The 14,189-nt window shown below is 61.4% G+C and carries 14 protein-coding genes; 2 read left to right on the top strand and 12 right to left on the bottom strand.

The features are described from left to right. Positions 1 to 46: 46 nt before the first annotated feature. Genes flgJ through flgB form a run of 9 tightly spaced genes read right to left on the bottom strand, consistent with a single transcriptional unit; the run spans position 47 to position 7,341 of the window. Positions 47 to 982: a flagellar assembly peptidoglycan hydrolase FlgJ gene (flgJ, locus tag JHD59_RS04610; protein ID WP_233163894.1), complete on the bottom strand. Its 936-nt coding sequence runs from the start codon at positions 980 to 982 to the stop codon at positions 47 to 49. Positions 983 to 1,026: 44 nt separating this feature from the next. Continuing rightward, positions 1,027 to 2,124: a flagellar basal body P-ring protein FlgI gene (locus tag JHD59_RS04615; protein WP_199153322.1), complete on the bottom strand. Its 1,098-nt coding sequence runs from the start codon at positions 2,122 to 2,124 to the stop codon at positions 1,027 to 1,029. 22 nt (positions 2,125 to 2,146) lie between these two features. Continuing rightward, entirely contained in the window at positions 2,147 to 2,830 is a 684-nt protein-coding gene (locus tag JHD59_RS04620; RefSeq protein ID WP_199153323.1) for a flagellar basal body L-ring protein FlgH, read from the bottom strand. 41 nt (positions 2,831 to 2,871) lie between these two features. After that, a complete protein-coding gene (flgG, locus tag JHD59_RS04625; protein WP_199153324.1) occupies positions 2,872 to 3,654 on the bottom strand; it encodes a flagellar basal-body rod protein FlgG in 783 nt (260 codons plus the stop codon). Positions 3,655 to 3,690: 36 nt separating this feature from the next. Further along, the gene (locus JHD59_RS04630) at positions 3,691 to 4,431 is read right to left on the bottom strand and encodes a flagellar basal body rod protein FlgF (protein WP_199153325.1); all 741 of its coding nucleotides are present in this window, start codon (positions 4,429 to 4,431) and stop codon (positions 3,691 to 3,693) included. Positions 4,432 to 4,453: 22 nt separating this feature from the next. Further along, the gene (flgE, locus tag JHD59_RS04635; protein ID WP_199153326.1) at positions 4,454 to 5,725 is read right to left on the bottom strand and encodes a flagellar hook protein FlgE; all 1,272 of its coding nucleotides are present in this window, start codon (positions 5,723 to 5,725) and stop codon (positions 4,454 to 4,456) included. A 45-nt stretch (positions 5,726 to 5,770) separates the two neighbouring features. Beyond that, on the bottom strand, positions 5,771 to 6,490 hold the full coding sequence (locus JHD59_RS04640) for a flagellar hook assembly protein FlgD (RefSeq protein ID WP_199153327.1): 720 nt from the start codon (positions 6,488 to 6,490) through the stop codon (positions 5,771 to 5,773). 20 nt (positions 6,491 to 6,510) lie between these two features. Further along, positions 6,511 to 6,921 (bottom strand): flagellar basal body rod protein FlgC, encoded by a 411-nt coding sequence (flgC, locus tag JHD59_RS04645; RefSeq protein WP_199153328.1) that lies wholly within the window; start codon positions 6,919 to 6,921, stop codon positions 6,511 to 6,513. Positions 6,922 to 6,927: 6 nt separating this feature from the next. Continuing rightward, positions 6,928 to 7,341 carry a flagellar basal body rod protein FlgB gene (gene flgB, locus JHD59_RS04650; RefSeq protein WP_199153329.1) on the bottom strand — a complete coding sequence of 138 codons (414 nt, stop codon included), beginning with the start codon at positions 7,339 to 7,341 and terminating at the stop codon, positions 6,928 to 6,930. Positions 7,342 to 7,587: 246 nt separating this feature from the next. Here flgB and JHD59_RS04655 point away from each other — a divergent pair, with 246 nt between their 5' ends. Continuing rightward, positions 7,588 to 8,385, top strand: a complete 798-nt coding sequence (locus JHD59_RS04655; RefSeq protein WP_158248720.1) for a response regulator — start codon at positions 7,588 to 7,590, stop codon at positions 8,383 to 8,385. Between the two features lie 48 nt (positions 8,386 to 8,433). Here JHD59_RS04655 and JHD59_RS04660 read toward each other — a convergent pair whose 3' ends face one another. Then, entirely contained in the window at positions 8,434 to 9,261 is an 828-nt protein-coding gene (locus JHD59_RS04660) for a hypothetical protein (protein ID WP_199153330.1), read from the bottom strand. Positions 9,262 to 9,749: 488 nt separating this feature from the next. On the opposite strand from JHD59_RS04660, the gene JHD59_RS04665 reads away from it, so the two are divergent. Continuing rightward, on the top strand, positions 9,750 to 11,066 hold the full coding sequence (locus JHD59_RS04665) for a DEAD/DEAH box helicase (protein WP_103318979.1): 1,317 nt from the start codon (positions 9,750 to 9,752) through the stop codon (positions 11,064 to 11,066). Positions 11,067 to 11,131: 65 nt separating this feature from the next. Here the strand turns inward: JHD59_RS04665 and JHD59_RS04670 are convergent, their stop codons facing one another. Next, positions 11,132 to 12,805: a glycoside hydrolase family 9 protein gene (locus tag JHD59_RS04670; protein WP_233163895.1), complete on the bottom strand. Its 1,674-nt coding sequence runs from the start codon at positions 12,803 to 12,805 to the stop codon at positions 11,132 to 11,134. Positions 12,806 to 12,849: 44 nt separating this feature from the next. Then, positions 12,850 to 14,061 carry an ROK family protein gene (locus tag JHD59_RS04675; protein ID WP_199153331.1) on the bottom strand — a complete coding sequence of 404 codons (1,212 nt, stop codon included), beginning with the start codon at positions 14,059 to 14,061 and terminating at the stop codon, positions 12,850 to 12,852. Positions 14,062 to 14,189: the final 128 nt, after the last annotated feature.

Below are 14,189 nucleotides of genomic sequence, written 5' to 3' on the forward strand. Positions count from 1 at the left end.
TTAACTTCTCCCTAGTCCTTTATCGGCAGCGCCGCGCCGGACTTGATCAAACACGCGCCACTTGCTGCGCCAGCGACGCCGCCACATCGACCAGTTTTCGCGCGTAACGCGGATCGGTGGCATAGCCGCCGGATTGCAGGCCTTGCGCAAATCCGTACATGTTCTGGCCTTGGTTCAATACATTGCGATAGCGCGAGGAGCCTTTCAGCAGCTGCGCGTAGTCCGAAAAGGCCTCCGCGTAGGAACCATAGGAGCGGAAGGTTTCCTGCCTTTTTTGCGGCACGCCGCCGCTGTATTCGGTGGTGACGATGGTAGTGGTCTTGCCATGCCAGTCGGAACCAGCCTTGATGCCGAACAGATTGTGGCTGTCGCTGCCATCAGCATTGCGGATGGCGCGTTTGCCCCAGCCGCTTTCCAACGCGGCATGCGCCACCACGCACTCCGGGGCCACGCCCAGTTGCTGCGCGGCCTGGCGAGCGTGCGGCAGCAAGCCGCTCACAAACTCCCGGCTGCTTCCGCTTGCCGGAACGCCAGCCTGCGCCGACGCCGCCTGCGCTTCCTGATACGCTTGCAAGGAGCGCAAGCCGGCAGGCTGCGCGGTCAAGGCCGGGCCATTGCTCTGCAACGCCGCCATCTGGCTGGCATCCGGCTTGAAGCCGGATTGCTTCGCCAACTGCCGGTAGATCATGTCGCCCAGCCCTAATCCGCCGCGCTCGCACAAGGATTGAACCATCTGCTGGTCCGACAAGCTTTGGAACGTGTCGAGGCTATTAGAGGGCTCCTCCTCGTCAAAACGCACCGACCGCATCGATTTCAGCATGGTATTCATCAGCAAGGCCTCGAACTGCGAGGCTGCCTGCCGCGCTGCCGCTTGCGGATTCTTGCTGGCCGCCGCTTTCAACTTTTGCATGCCGGTCGGGTCCGCCGCCAGGGTGTGGCTAAGCGGATCCTGCGGCAAAACGCCCTGAAACTTCATCGTCATATCCCGCTCCTTGACTTAACAAAAAGCAAGAAACATGCCAAAGATTAGATAATTTGCAGATCGGCCTTTAGCGAGCCGGCCGACTTCATCGCCTGAAGAATGGAAATCAGATCCTGTGGAGACGCCCCCAGCGCATTCAACGCATTGACCACCTGAGCCAGATTGGCGCCGCCCTTCAAACCCACCACCTTGCCGCTGGTGCTGTTGATGGTGATGTCGGCCTGATTGGTGACAGTAGTCTTACCGCCGGACAAGGGATTGGGCTGGCTGACTTGCGGGGTATTATTGATGGTGACCGACAGATTGCCGTGCGAGACGGCGCAGGCGCCCAGCGTCACCGCCTGATTCATCACGATGGAGCCGGTGCGGGCATTGATGATGACCAGGGGGGAAACATCTGCCGGGTCGACGGCAATATTTTCCATCCGCGACAGAAACTGCACCCGCTGATTGTTGTCGAACGGCGCCCGCACTTCGATCAGCCGGCCATCGACCGCGCGCGCGGTATCCGCGCCAAACACCTTGTTGATGGCCTGGACGGCGCGGTTAGCCGTAGTGAAGTCGGCATCCTGCAGTTCAAGATGAATGAACTCGCCGTCGCCCAGCGCGGTTTGCACCTCGCGCTCCACCGTGGCGCCGGCCGGAATACGGCCCACGCTCAGTTGATTGATCTGGGTGGAGCTGCCGCCAGCCGAAGCCCCAGCGCCGCCCACCACCACATTACCCTGCGCCATCGCATAGATCTGGCCATCCGCGCCCTTTAGCGGCGACAGCAGCAAGGTGCCGCCGCGCAGGCTTTTGGCATCGCCAATCGACGAAGCGGTCACGTCCAGCGCCTGGCCGCGCTTGGCGAACGGCGGCAGCGTGGCGGTCAGGGACACCGCAGCCACGTTCTTCGGATCAATCTTGGTGCCTGGCGGCACTTGCACGCCGAGTTGATTCAGCATATTGATCATGGCTTGCCCGGTGAACGGCGACGAGGTGACTTTGTCGCCGCTGCCATCGAGGCCCACCACCAAACCATAGCCGATCAATTGGTTGGGACGGACGCCGCCGACATTGGCGATATCCTTCAGCCGCTGCGCGGACAGCGCAGGCAGCGAGGCCAGCAACAAGCTGGCCATGACAATCCATCTTTTCATTACGCCACTCCCGCCGCCGCCATCAGATAGGCAGCAGCGACATGAAGAACTTGGACAACCAGCCTGGCTCATTGTAGAGACGGTTGTTCCCCTTGGTTTGCTGTTCGATGCGCGCGTCCGCCACCTTCAACGATGAAATCGTGCGATCCGGCGCCACATCGCGCGGATTGACCACGCCGGACAGGCGGATCGACTCGGTGTCGCTGTTGATCCTCACCTGCTTCTCGCCGCTGACCACCAGATTGCCATTGGCCAAGACATCGATGACGGTGACGGTGATCGAACTGACAAAAGTGGTAGCAACCTGGCTATTACCCTTGCCGGTATTGTTGGCGGAGCCCGTGCCGTTGAAGCTGGTGCCCCCCAAACCGCTCGCCAGCCCGGAAGGCAAGAAAGGAATCTTGAGGCCGGCATTGATGCCGGAGGTCAGGGACGAGGTCCGGGTATCGGTGGTCTGCTCCGACTGCGAGGTCGAGGAGTTTTCCTGGATAGTGATCTGCAACGTATCTCCCACCTGGATAGGCATTGCATCCTGGAAGATCGGCCGATAGCTGGCGGCCTGGAAGATGGAGCCATTGGCCGGCAAGCCTACTGGCTTAGGTTGCGGCCGCGCGGTGGTCGGCCCCTGCACCAGTTGCGGCTCCTGCACTGCACAACCAGACAATACTATGATGGCAGTCGCCATCATCGCCAGTTTGATCTTCATACTCTCGCTCCTGCCAAAGCGGCCAAGGCCGCCAAGCTGCATTACATGCTGCTCAGTTTCTGCAGCATCTGATCCGCCGTCGTCACAGCGCGCGAGTTCATTTCGTAAGAACGCTGCGCAGTGATCATATTGACCAATTCCTCGGTCACATTGACGTTGGACGACTCCAAAAAGCCGGACTGGATAGTGCCGCGATCATCGGTCTGGGGGTTGCCATCCTGCGGGTCGCCCGAAGCGGCGGTTTGCAGATACAGATTATTGCCCAGGCTCTGCAAGCCCTGCGGATTGATGAAGGTCGTCAGCAAGATTGTGCCGGCCGTTTGCGGCGCGGTGGCGCCGGCCAACGTATATTGCACCACCCCTGCGGGCGAGACCGTAATCTGTTGCGCGGTAGCCGGAATATTGATATTCGGGTTCAGCTGCAAGCCATCGACCGTGACGATATTGCCGTTCGGATCGCGCTGAAACTGGCCATTGCGGGTATAGGCCGTGGTGCCGTCCGCCTGCAGGATTCGGAAAAAGCCGTCGCCGTTGATCTGCAAATCGAGCGGCTGCCCGGTCTGTTGCGGCGTGCCCTGGGCAAAAATGCGGGTAGTGGCGACAGCCGCCGCGCCGGTACCGACCTGCAGGCCGGACGGCAAGAGATTGCCGTTGGCCAGCTGCCCGCCGGGCTGGCGCAGCGTCTGATAATACAAATCCTCGAATATGCCCCGGCTGCGCTTGAAGCCTATGGTATTGACGTTGGCCAGGTTGTTGGACACCACATCCAGTTGGAACTGGCTGGCATCCATGCCGGTTTTGGCGATATACAGTGCGCGCATCATGGCGGTTTACCTATTTCTTTATTCGTTTGCTTGTCGTCAGCTCATCGACAACAACTGCGCAGCCTGCTGATCGTTTTGTTGCGCGGTCTGCATCATCTTGATATTCATTTCATACTGCCGGCCGTGCGAAATCATTTGCACCAGCGCATCCACCGAATTGACGTTGGACGCCTCCAGCGTTTCCGGCACCAGCTTGACATCGGCGCTGGCCGGCAGCGTGCCCCCGCCGTTGACGTGGAACAAACGATCCTCGCCTTTGTACACATCCTTGGGCCCCGGGTTGACCATCTTGATCTGGCCGACCAGTTGCGGCGTGCGATTGGTGCCGGAGAGCGGAATCGCCAGCACCGACCCATCGGCGCCCAGCTGCACCTGCGAGCCGGCGGGCACGGTGATCGGGCCGCCATCGCCCATGATCATCAAGCCGGCGCGGGTGCGCATCAGGCCATTGGGATCCAGCACATAGCCGCCGTCGCGAGTATAGGCCTCCTGGCCATCCGGCCCCTGCACGGCAAAGAAACCCGGCGAACCCAAGGCGAAGTCGGACGGATTGCCGGTATGCTGCAAGCTGCCCTGGCTGGCATCGAAGCCGATGGTGTTGTCCACCACATAGGTCCGGGTGGGCGCGCCATCGCCCAGCACCGGCAGCGCACGAAACGCCGCCAAGTCGGCCTTGAAGCCATTGGTGTTGACGTTGGCCAGGTTGTTTGAAGTGGTGGCCTGTTGCCACATTTCATGCTTGGCGCCAGTCATGGCCAGAAACAGCACTCGATCCATGCTTCAGTCTCTAGTGGGTCGATCAGATATTCAGCAGGGTCTGAATCAGCGTGTCCTGCGTCTTCACCGTCTGCGCATTGGCCTGATAGTAGCGCTGCGTAGTGATCATATTCACCAGCTCGTTGGTCAGGTTGACATTGGAGTCCTCTACCTGCCCCGCGGACAAGGTGCCAGTATTGCCCGTGCCAGGCACGTTGGTGGTCGGCGTGCCGGAGTTATTCGTTTCCGACCACAAGTTGCCGCCCATCGCCTGCAGCCCTTGCTGATTCACAAAGTTGGCGAGTGCCACCTGGCCTATGGTCTTGGTCTGGCTATTCGAGAAGCTGGCCTGGATGGTGCCGTTGCTGGAGATATTGATGCTCTGCAAGGTTCCGGGCGCGATGCCGTCCTGAGTGGCAGACAACGTCGCCGATTGCTGGGCGATCTGCGTGGAATTGGCGAAGTTGACGTTGACGGTCTGCGATGTCGAGGCGGAGCTGCCATTGGGCGGTGCAATGGTGAACGACAGCGGCACGGCGCCTGGCGCTGCGCCGTTGACGGTAGACAACAAACCATTGGTGTTGTAGCCCAATGTCAGCGGATAGGTGCCGGTCGACGTCACCTGATTGCCGTCGACATAGGCGTTGACCGTCCAAGTATTGCCCGTTGCCGCCTGCGAGGTAAGCGTGTAGTAAAACACCATCTGATGGGAGTTGCCGAGGCTGTCGTAAACCGTCTGGTTATTGCTCCAGTTGTACGACGTGCTCACCGCAGGGTTATTGTACGGCGGAATGCCAGTACCGGTCGGCGTCGTGCTGTTTGAATTCAATTGCACCGCCAAGGACAGCTTGGAAGTCGGCACCGGGGAAATCGATGTATTGGTCAGCTGCAGATTACCCACCGGACCATAGGAAATCCCGCCCGAAGCGTTTGCCGTCCAACCCTGCAGGTAATTGCCCGAGGTACCGACGATATAACCCTGGTTGTTCACCTGAAACTCGCCATTGCGGGTATACGCCTGATTGCCATTAGGCGTCTGGACAATGAAGAAACCGCTATTGTTGATCGCCAGGTCCAGGCTGCGTCCCGTGGTCTCGATATTGCCATTGGTCATGTTCTGCGTGATGCCTTGCACCTGCACGCCAATGCCGGGAGTCGTGGAGGTGATGCCATACAAAGTCTGGCCGTACAAGTCGCCAAACTCGGTACGTGAACTCTTGAAGCCCACCGTACTGGCGTTGGCGACGTTGTTGCCTATGGTGTCAAGCTGAACCGACGCCGCGTTCAGACCGCTCAAACCTTGCTGGAAACCCATTTTCGTACTCCTTGAACTCTAACCATGTCACCGCAGGGCGGCGAATCAGGACATTTGCGCCACGCTGGACAACGAAACCTGCGCATTGCCCGGCAGCACCAGCATCGGCGCGCCATTCACCCACGATACAGCCTGAACCTGCTGCGTGTTGTACGCAGTCGCCGCGGTCGTGCCGCCTGCGCTGGCCTGATTGACCTTGGCTTGGAAGGTGTAATTGCCCTTGGGCAGGGCATTGCCATTGCCGTCGGTGCCGTCCCAAGTGAAGGTATTCATCCCGTTCACCGGACTGGCAATCGACTGGGTCGCCACCACGTTGCCGTTCTTGTCCAACACATTGATCTGCACCGACGAGGCCGGACCATTCAGCATCACGCCGCCCTGCGTCGTCTGCCCTGCAGCCGGCGTCTGCAAGCTACTACCCGCCACCAGCACGTTCTTGCCTATCATGCTGGCCGCCATCATCGACTGATTGGCGCTCTGGGCATTCACCAGCTGCTGCATGGTCTGATTCAGCGACTGGATGCCGGCCACCTGGCTGATTTGCGCCATCTGGCTGGTGATCTGGCTGTTGTCCATAGGATTCAACGGATCTTGGGCGTTCAGCTGGGCGGTCAGCAAGGTCAGAAAATTACTCTGCATGCTTTGCGCGCTGCTTGCCGACTGCGCATTGCCGCCGGCCGAACCGTTGGCCGCCTGAATGCTGGTAGCGCCCGGCGCCGGCTGGTTGTTCAAATTGCCGTAGTTGAAGCTGCCGCTAGTGGCCATGGCCATCTCCCTGGAAAAGCTTACTGGCCAAGCTGCAAGGTCTTCTGCAGCAAGGTCTTGGCTGTGTTCATCATTTCGACATTGTTTTGATACGCGCGGGAGGCGGCGATCATGTCCGCCATCTCCTCCACCACATTCACATTTGGCATCGTCACGTAGCCGCGTTCATCGGCCAGCGGATTGCCCGGCTCATACTTCAGACGCGGCGGCGTCTGGTCTTCCACCACGGAGGTGACGCGCACGCCTGCGACCTGAGGCTGCGCGCTATCCACCGGCACCGCCGTAAACACCACATGGCGTCCCTTGTACGGCTGACCGGTGGAACTGGTTGCGCTTTCCGCGTTGGCGAGGTTGCTCGCCACCACATTAAGCCGCATCGACTGCGCCGACAGCGCCGACCCGGAAATATTGAACAGATTCGACAAGGACATTTAAGCCTAACCTCCCGTGCCGTTACCCTGGATCGCAGCATTCAGTCCGCCGATCCGCTTATTCAAAAACGCCAGCGTCGTCTGATACTGCAAGGCATTGTCGGCAAACGCGCCGCGCTCGACATCCATGTCCACCGTATTGCCGTCCAGGCTAGGCTGCACGGCGCTGCGATACTGCAGCGGCACCGCAGCCGAGCCTTCCGGCGCGCTGGCGATATGGCGCGGGTCGGTCACCGCCAAGGACAAGCGCCCCTGCTGCTCCGTCTGCGCCTGCAAGGCTGCCTTGAAATCGAAGTCCACCGCCTTGTAATACGGCGTTTCCGCATTGGCCACATTGCTGCCTATCACTTCGGCCCGATAGGCCTGCAGATTCAGCGCGCGCTGCTGGAAATCGAAATAGTGGGCAATCTTGTCTAACATGAACGTCTCCTGACTGACGGCAACCATTAAGCACGAACCGTGCCAGGAAAAATCATCCAGCCAAGCCATTGATTACAAAGAATGGATCGCAAAACGGCAAACTTGTGTCGTTTCACAGCGGCAAAACTTGCCGCTCATCCGCCTTAACGGCAAATTCAGGGGTTCATGCAAGGATTTTGCTTGCCCACCGCGCCAAATCGTGCCAAAACCGTCAATAATGTAGTCAGGGAAAAGTGGGAGTGGACCATGCTGGCCCTGGAAGAATTGTTGATCACGCTGGCGGAACCATCGCCGGTACAAGCCCAAATCATCACCAAGGCATTGGAAGAACTGGGAGCGCGTCAAGTTGAAGTGCACGCGACGGGAGAGGAACTGATCAGCCAGGCCAGGGAACGCCGTCCCAATCTGGTGATCAGCGCCTACCACCTGCCGGACATGACAGGCAGCGATCTGGTACAGACACTGCGCGGCAGCTCGGACCTCTATGACCTGCCCTTCATACTGATTAGCAGCGAAACCAACCCGGAGCGCCTGGAAACCATACGCCAGGCCGGCAGCCTGGCGATCCTGCCCAAGCCTTTCGATGGCCCTCAGCTAGCCCAAGCGATGCAAAGCGTCATGAGCTTCATCAACTGCGCCACCCTGGGCGCGGAAGTCGATGCGGACATGGCGCTGATGAGCGTGCTGATCGTCGACGACAGCCAGACCTCGCGCCACCACATCCGCCAAGTGATGGAGAAGCTGGGCTTCGAACACTTCTGCGAAGCCGCCAGCGCAGAAACCGCCATACCGTACCTGGAGCAGGAGCCGTTCAAACTGATCATCACCGACTTCCACATGCCCGGCATGGACGGCCTGGACTTCGCCCGCTACGTTCGCGACAGCCAGCTGCAACCGGGCACCCCGGTGCTGATGATCACCAGCCAGAACGAACCCGCCAGCCAGGAGGATCTGGAAGACGCCGGCATCGCCGCCTGCTGCGAGAAACCATTCGATATCGAGCAGATGCGCGAACTGGTCCGCCGCCTGCTCAATGAATATTAGGAACGGTTGACGCTTGCAGCGCGGATCGCCCGCAAACGCCAACCAGCACTAGCGCGGCGCCACCCACACCAGGCGCGAATGCGCCTTGTCCTCGCCAAAAGACTGGCGGCGCCAATAACCTTGCGCCCCATACTCCGCCTGAGCCGGCAAATCCTCTACGCGGCAGAAGGTAATCTCGCCGAACCCCGCCTTCAACAACTGGCCGCGCGCCTTCTGCCGGGTCTTGGCGCAGCTAGGATGCGCAGCCGCCGCCAACCATTCCGACGGCGCCGCCGATTCCCACTCCCGAACCAGCTTCAGCTTGGGTTGGGTCATCATCGCCAAACCATTCAACACCGAGGCCAACAAGCCATTCCACTCGGCCGCCACTTCTTTCAATTGCGGGGCCAACTCGCCCGGATACTCCACCCGCACCAACTCAACCTGATCCGCCGCCTGCAGCCAGTTGACGCCATCCGGCGCAAAACCCATCCGCACCAAAGTCAGCAACAGGGCGCGCCGCTCCGGCTGATGCGTGATGAAAGCGCCGCCCTCGCACGGCACATGCAGAAAGAAAGCATCGGCTGGCAGGCTGAGCGTATCCGGCAGGTTGCCTGGCTGGCGGGTATGCGCCAACGCGCCGGCCAGCGCCGCGTCCAGATGCGACACTACGCGCCCATGGCGCGCGAAATGCCCCCACGCTTCCGCCAATGCCAATTCAGTCACGATGGCCGACTGGGGAATGTCGAATACCTGCGCTGCCCGCTCCAGCTCCCGCTTGATCACATCCTTCATCTGCGCCCTGGCCTCGGCGGCCTGAATGGCCTGCGCGTAAAGCTGGGCGATCCGTCTGGCCCAGGGCCGGGTGGCGGCGTAGCGCTGCACAGCGTATTGCATTCCCATGATTCCTTGCGAAACAAAAAAGGCGGCATTGTAGCAAACGGCGCCCCCTCGCCCAAGCCGGCGCTCGCCGCCTTGAGATTGACTCAGGCGGCATCGCCTCACAGCGGCCGATGCCCCCATAGAACGCCCGCCTTCGGCCGAAGCTGCCGTTTTTTTCATGAAAGCGAGAAACCAAGCCATACACAATCAAACACTTATCTTTGCAAACTGCGAAAAACTATTGCCACGAGGCAATATTTACCGTATAGTCCGCTCTCTTGCATTTTCACCGGGCAAACCCACACCACGCCTCTGCCCGAGTGTGTTTTCATCGTCCCTGACCCTTTCCAGGCTTCGTCCAAGCAATAATGTCGCTTTCGACTGGACCGCTGTTCGCCGCTTGCCAGGTTAGTGCCGATGATTTACGGCCCAAAGGCGCCGTATAACCGCCACGAAATCTGGCTATAAGTGACGCCGGCATCATCCGGCCTGAAAGGATATACATGAACTTTTCCGATCTGGGCATCGCCCCGACCATCCTGCGCGCTCTGGAAGCTGCCGGCTACACCTCCCCGACCTCGGTTCAAGCCGAAGCCATCCCGGCCGCCATCGCTGGCCGCGACCTGCTGGTTTCCGCTCAAACCGGCAGCGGTAAGACCGCCGCTTTCCTGCTGCCCGCGCTGACCAAGCTGTCGGAACGCTCCACCGGCAAGGGCCAAGGCCCGCGCGTACTGGTGCTGACCCCGACCCGCGAACTGGCGCAGCAAGTTGAGAAGAACGCGCTGGAATATGGCAAGGACCTGCGCTGGATGAAGACAGCCTGCCTGGTGGGCGGCTCCTCCTTCGGCTTCCAGATTCGCGCCCTGTCCCGCCCGATCGATCTGATCGTGGCCACCCCGGGCCGCCTGATGGACCACATGCGCTCTGGCCGCATCGACTTCTCCCGCCTGGAAATGCTGGTGCTGGACGAAGCCGACCGCATGCTGGACATGGGCTTCATCGATGATATCGAAGCCATCGTCAAGGCTACGCCGGAAACCCGTCAGACCGTGCTGTTCTCCGCCACGCTGGACGGCATCGTCGGCCGCATGGCTGAAAAGATGACCCGCGAACCGCAGCGCATCGAGATCGCCCGCACCGAAACCTCGGGCGGCACCATTGACGAGCACCTGCTGTACGCGGATGACCTGAACCACAAACATCGCCTGCTGGATCATATCCTGAAGGAATCCGGCTTCGACCAGTGCGTGATCTTCTCCGCCACCAAGGCGTATACCGAAGAGCTGGCCGACAAGCTGTCCGATCAGGGCTACTCCGCAGCCTGCCTGCACGGCGACATGCCGCAAAGCTGGCGCAATCGCACCCTGAACGACCTGCGCCGCGGTCGCATCAAGGTGCTGGTTGCCACTGACGTGGCCGCTCGCGGCATCGACGTGCCGACCATCACCCACGTGGTGAACTTCGACCTGCCGAAGCAAGCTGAAGACTACGTGCACCGCATCGGCCGTACCGGCCGCGCCGGCCGCGACGGCACCGCCATCACCCTGGCGGAAGCGAAAGAGTCGCACAAGGTGCGCCGCATCGAGCAATACCTGAAGCGTTCCATCACCGAAGGCGTGATCGAAGGCATGGAGCCGACTCGTCGCCCGTCCAAGGGCGGCCCGCGTCGCAACGGCAAGCCGGGCGGTTACGGCGATCGTCGCGGCAATGGCGGCAATCGTGGCGGCTATCAGGGCAATCGCCGCGAAGGCGGTTACCAAGGCCAGCGCCGCGAAGGCGGCTACCAGGGCAACCGCGGCCCGCGCAGCAGCGCCCAGTAATCCGCCTGCTCGCCGGACAAAACGCCACCGTTCAAACGGTGGCGTTTTTCATTGCCCTGCGTCACTCAGGACTGACGCAAGGCCAGCGCCAGGAACAGCCAGGCGCCGTGCGGCAGCCACTGCTCGCTCCAGCGCCAGGATTGGCTGATGTCCGTCTGCTCCGGCAGAAAAAAAGCCACCCCGTCATCCCGCCCCGGCTCGGCGGTGATGCCATTGCACACGCCGCCCGGCGCGTTGAAATAGCCCGGCTCGTATTGCGGATTGCGGCGGCCATGCCCCTGCCACATGCACATATCGAATGGATTGCGGCCCAATACCCAGTCCACCGCCGCTTGGGCATAGCCGCCCAAGGCAATCGCATGCTCCGGCCAATGCCGCACGGCCTGCCAGCCCGCCGCCGCCAGCGACGCCAGCCTGGCATTCTCGCCTTGCCACCAGTAGCCGCTGGCATTGCGCTGCGGCATGAAAAACCTCGAACTCGCCTCTTCGCCCGGCCGCTGCACCCACTGCCGCGGGTAGCCGAAAGGATTGCCCGCCCGCGCCGTGCGCTCCAATTCGCCCAGCAGGCCATACAGCCAGCCCTGTTCGACCGCGGCCGCATACGGCCCCTCCGGCAAGACTTCCCGATAACGCGCCAATGCCAAATAAGGCAAGCCGGCATCGGAAGCGTGGCAATAGCTGTATCGCCGCTCGTTATCCAGCCAGAACCAGCCGGCATCGTGCTGACGGTCCAGCATGCAGGCCGCGCGCTCGGCGGCCGCATCGGCATACTCGGCCTCGCCGCAGGCGGCATGCAGTTCGCAAGCGGCCAGCAGGCCGCAATAATCGTCGATCAGATTTTCGCTGCCGTCGGCCAGATACGCCTGGCCACTCTCCTGCAAGTGGGCGAAGCCGCGCCGCGCCGCTTCCAGATAGGTTTCCCGGGCAAACTCTCCATCGCGCGGCAAGCGCGAGGCGGCCGCCAACGCGGCGATGGCCATGCCGCCGCCCTGGCGCCAGCCAGCCTGAAACGCCGCCGAGCGCAAGCCTTGCTGCGTAGCGTAGGCGCACAAGCTGCGTTTGCGCTCATCCTTGCTCCAGCCATCGAACAGCGTCTGGTAGAAATAGCCGTCGGGGTGCTGCATCCGCAGCAGAAAATCCGCGCCATGCAAGGCCTCGTCCACCAACCGTTCGTCAAACCACTTGCCGTGGCCGGGCTGCGCCTGCCGGGCACGGATCAGGTTCCACACCAATAGCGGGGTTTGTTGCGGATTCAGATGATTGGCGTAAGACAGATGGCTCAGATACTTGGAGCAGTCGCCGGAGGCATCGTACCAACCGCCGTGGACATCGCGCCTTTCGCCGCCACCTTCTTCCGGTGCGGCACGGTCCGCGGCGTCGTACAGGCCGCTACAGCGCTGAGATTTGAAATAGAACAGCAAGTCAGACAGCAAAGCCGGGCCGTAAAGCCCATCCGCCACCGCGAACGGCGCCGACACCACCGGCGGCGTAATACCCTCCAGCCATAACTGATAGACGCCAGGCCGACTCAGCGCGCCGATATCGGCCTGCCAGTAATGCCAGTCCGGCCAGCCCTCTGCCGGGCCCAGCGCATGCAGGGGGCAGCGCAGCACGACCTGCCCCGCTTCGTCCAGCACCGCCACGCCGTCCACGCAGGCTCCAGCCTCGCCCTGCAACAGCACCTTCTTGTCCGCCCCGGTTTCAAAACCCAAGTGATTGAACAGGAATCGCAATGCCATTCTCGTCTCCTCCGGATCGTGATGGATCTGCCGACGCGCGCCGGTCAACCGCGGCCGTTTTTCAGCAATACCTCGTACTGCGGATTGAACTCATCGAAGATGGGCAGCGCCGCCGCGCCCAAGGCCACCACATCGCGGCCAGCGCTGCCCAGCCGCAGCCGCTCGCCGTCGTGGCGGCGAATCGATACCGGCAAGGGATGCAGGCGCTCGACCAATGCATTCAGCCAATCCGGCGGCAGCAAGCCGCCGATCACCACGGCCTCGATATCCAACAGCGACTCCAGGATATTCACCGCCTGACGCAACGGCCCCACCGCGCTATCCAGCCAGCGCTCGCCGTTTTGCGCAATCGGCAGGCCGGACAGGTGCGCCGGGGTAGCCAATTCGCCATCGGCCACGCCCAGCGTTTCATATAGCGCCCGCAGCGAAACATAGCGCTCCAAACAGCCGCGATTGCCGCATTCGCAAGGGTGGCCGCCCGGCTGCACGATCATGTGGCCCACTTCGCCGGCATTGCCGCGGCCGCCGGTATACAAGCGGCCATCCAGAAACAAGCCGGCGCCCAAGCCTGTGCCGATAAATAGATAGATGAAATTGCGCAATTCGCTGGCCATGCCGTACAGGCGCTCGCCGATGGCGGCGGCGGTGGCATCCTTCTGCAACAACACCGGCAAGCCCAGTCGGCGGCTGAGCCATGCGCCATCCACCGCCTCCCAGCCGGGCAAAGTTGTGGGCCCGACCGAAGTCATGCCCTCCACGCCAAACGGCCCCGGCATGACAAAGCCCATTCCCAGCAGCCGCGTCCAATCGAGTCCGGATGCGCGCCTCAATTCATCATGCATCTGCGCGATTAAGGGCAGCGCGGTCTGAGGATCGGGCCGATGGACCGCCCGCTCCGTCCGCGCGCGGACTCGGCCGGCCAGATCGGACACCACCGCGATCATGGTCTGATGATCGAGTTGCACGCCGATGGAGTATGCGCCATCCGGATTGATGCTGAGCGGCACCGCAGGCTGGCCGCGCGCGCCGCCGCGCAATGGCGCGCCTGCCAGCAGCATGCCGGCGTCCAGCAATTCGGCCGTGATATTGGACACGGTTTGCGGCGTCAACGCGGTCAAACGGGCAAGGTCCGCCCGCGTCAACTGGCGGTTGAGCCGCACAGTTTCCAACACGGCGCGGCGGTTGTGCGAACGCGCGTGCTCAAGGTTGGTGCCGGACACGGTCAGGGCGTCCGGGCGGATAACGGTGGATTTCATGACGGCAGTATCGCAAGCGCCACAGCTGGCCGGCAAGCGAATGACATGAATGCCGCATTTAAATAAATCAAGTTGACGAAATAATCCAGCAATGCTCCAATCATAAATACAATTGTCATTTTTGGCGA

Source organism: Chromobacterium sp. ASV23 (assembly GCF_016428945.1).
GTDB lineage: Bacteria > Pseudomonadota > Gammaproteobacteria > Burkholderiales > Chromobacteriaceae > Chromobacterium > Chromobacterium sinusclupearum.

Coding starts and splice junctions, on each gene's coding strand:
- JHD59_RS04615 (WP_199153322.1), bottom strand. CDS start 2,124: ATGAAAAGATGGATTGTCATGGCCAGCTTGTTGCTGGCCTCGCTGCCT.
- JHD59_RS04640 (WP_199153327.1), bottom strand. CDS start 6,490: ATGGCCACTAGCGGCAGCTTCAACTACGGCAATTTGAACAACCAGCCG.
- flgE (WP_199153326.1), bottom strand. CDS start 5,725: ATGGGTTTCCAGCAAGGTTTGAGCGGTCTGAACGCGGCGTCGGTTCAG.
- JHD59_RS04655 (WP_158248720.1), top strand. CDS start 7,588: ATGCTGGCCCTGGAAGAATTGTTGATCACGCTGGCGGAACCATCGCCG.
- flgC (WP_199153328.1), bottom strand. CDS start 6,921: ATGTCCTTGTCGAATCTGTTCAATATTTCCGGGTCGGCGCTGTCGGCG.
- flgG (WP_199153324.1), bottom strand. CDS start 3,654: ATGATGCGCGCACTGTATATCGCCAAAACCGGCATGGATGCCAGCCAG.
- flgB (WP_199153329.1), bottom strand. CDS start 7,341: ATGTTAGACAAGATTGCCCACTATTTCGATTTCCAGCAGCGCGCGCTG.
- JHD59_RS04620 (WP_199153323.1), bottom strand. CDS start 2,830: ATGAAGATCAAACTGGCGATGATGGCGACTGCCATCATAGTATTGTCT.
- JHD59_RS04670 (WP_233163895.1), bottom strand. CDS start 12,805: ATGGCATTGCGATTCCTGTTCAATCACTTGGGTTTTGAAACCGGGGCG.
- JHD59_RS04675 (WP_199153331.1), bottom strand. CDS start 14,061: ATGAAATCCACCGTTATCCGCCCGGACGCCCTGACCGTGTCCGGCACC.
- flgJ (WP_233163894.1), bottom strand. CDS start 982: ATGACGATGAAGTTTCAGGGCGTTTTGCCGCAGGATCCGCTTAGCCAC.
- JHD59_RS04630 (WP_199153325.1), bottom strand. CDS start 4,431: ATGGATCGAGTGCTGTTTCTGGCCATGACTGGCGCCAAGCATGAAATG.
- JHD59_RS04660 (WP_199153330.1), bottom strand. CDS start 9,261: ATGCAATACGCTGTGCAGCGCTACGCCGCCACCCGGCCCTGGGCCAGA.
- JHD59_RS04665 (WP_103318979.1), top strand. CDS start 9,750: ATGAACTTTTCCGATCTGGGCATCGCCCCGACCATCCTGCGCGCTCTG.